Origin of the sequence: [Phormidium] sp. LEGE 05292 (genome assembly GCF_015207735.1) — a bacterium.
Lineage (GTDB): Bacteria > Cyanobacteriota > Cyanobacteriia > Cyanobacteriales > Aerosakkonemataceae > Floridanema.
The window spans coordinates 1-2,104 of sequence record NZ_JADEWG010000314.1; the positions used below are offsets into that span (position 1 = coordinate 1).

Annotated in this window: 1 protein-coding gene; it reads right to left on the minus strand. The window is 33.4% G+C overall.

Annotated features, from left to right (window positions below; genetic code table 11):
• Positions 1-300 precede the first annotated feature (300 nt).
• On the minus strand, positions 301-1,968 hold the full coding sequence (locus IQ264_RS32270; protein WP_193986822.1) for an IS1634 family transposase: 1,668 nt from the start codon (positions 1,966-1,968) through the stop codon (positions 301-303).
• Positions 1,969-2,104 lie beyond the last annotated feature (136 nt).

Here is a 2,104-nt window from a genome sequence, read left to right on the forward strand (position 1 = left end):
AACCCACATTCCGCAGAAATGACTCAGATTTACTAATATTTTTGAAAAACTTACTATAAAAAATTATTTTATCCGCCTTATTTTAGGTGTAAATTCATTTTTGATATTCCTGATTAGGGAAAATTAATTAATTTAATTATATTAAGTTTAAAAAATAGATTAAATCTCTCGACTCAGCAAGTCATTTATCCAAAAATCAGCAAAACAATCCTAGCAAAAATTACAAGATTTTCGCTATGGACTGCTATTTATTATTATTTATAAAATCACCAGAGAGCTTTTCGGCTCGTTCAGCTTTCCTCAAACAATTAAGTAATATTTCCCACAGCTATTCCCTAAATAATTCACAATACTTTGCCGTTCTTCGGTGAAGTTACTCATTTGCTTTTGCCCATTTATCATCAGCAAATGCACTGACTGAAACATCTGGAATACCCATCTCATTGTCGGTTTATTTGTTAATTTCTTTACTTGATTTCTGATGCTACTATTCGCTGTTGCTAATTCTTGTCTCAACTTTCTTTGTGCTAGATTATATACTAGTAAACATAGTCCCATTATCATCGCAATTGCTTCTACTCTTTTCGGGTTTTTCACAAACACACTGGAAGTAAAAAATAATGGATCTTTTAAAAATCTAAATCCTCTTTCATCACATTGTTGGTCTTTATATTCTTCTAGTACCTGCTGATTACTTAATTCATTTCTATCTAATACATTTGTAGCTAATATAAATCTTCCCGCTTTGATATTTTCGGCTTCAATTACTTCGGCTCTGGTTTCTATTTGACCTTTAATTTGATATTTTATTTGAGTTGGCTGAGTCCCTTTACTTGGCCGACCTGCTGTTTTATGTTCGATTTTTTCGCTATATGAAACTTCTTTTATTTGGTGATACTTCCAGCTATTTGATAGTTTTGATATCGCTATTTCAGCATCAGGCTGACAAGCAAATTCTTGTCTGGATAGTTGACGCAGCGCTGCTTCTGCTTTTTCCCTCTGCTTTTCTACAAGTCTTTCTACTTGTTTAATACTTGATTTCTTTCTTGCTTCGCTTTCGATAATTAACCATCTTTGCTTTATGTTTCCATATTCACTCTCTCTAGAAGCTATTTTATATCCGGCTATTTTACTATCTATCCATTCATTGGCTTCTATTTCTAAGATTTTTTTTTGAGCTTCTTTAATACTTAATGGTACTCTGGTTATCCATTTTAATCCGCTCATTGCTGCTAAGTTATCTGCTGTGTATAAGGCACTGTCTGCTACACATATTCCCGCAAATGTCCATTGCTTTTTAAATTCTTTTAGTCGGTCAACAAATACACTTTTATCATCTACGTTTCCTGAATCTACTTTAAAGTATAATGGGATATCTCCATCTCCAGTCACAATCATGTCTATAATGAATTGTTTCAGATCTGGTCTTTTATCTCTGGAATATCCATATACTATTTCTATCGGTTGGCTCTCTGATTCTAGTTCTAATTTATTTTCTGCTGCTTCTTGATTATCTTGATTTATTGGCTCTGGCTCTTTTTCATACTCTCCATGTACATACATGGAACTTCCATCTAAGTGGACACTATCCATTTCTACTTGAAATTTATGCGCTGCTTTTAGGGCAATAGCTGTAAATAATTTGGTTGTTCCTACTTGGTAATATTTGTCTAATTCTCTGCCTAGTTTATCATCATTTAAATGTCTTGGTAAGATTCCTTCTCCGATTAAATGTTCTGTCGCTTTTCCAACAAAAAACTCTTCAAATAAGTATAATGGGGCGCTCAAAAATCCTAACCCATTCAAAATCATTGCTTTCATTACTTGTCCTGAACTGAGACTTTCTCTTTCTTTTATTCCCACTATTTTATTGACTTCTGACACCATTTCCATCTCATCTATTATTCCCGCTACTATTCCTAAATGGTCTATATCTAGAACTTTTATGGCTTCTGGGGACTCTTTCATGGTTTTTCCTCTTGCTCACCAACGAGTTTATTTTAGGGCAAAAAACCCTGAAATGATTACCAGCTAATCATTTCAGGGTTTACGTTCTTCAATTTAGAAAATGATCAATTTTCCTTTAATATCTGCGGAATGTGGG

Excerpts from the sequence above, each read along its gene's own strand:
- IQ264_RS32270 (WP_193986822.1), bottom strand. The coding sequence starts at position 1,968 with ATGAAAGAGTCCCCAGAAGCCATAAAAGTTCTAGATATAGACCATTTA.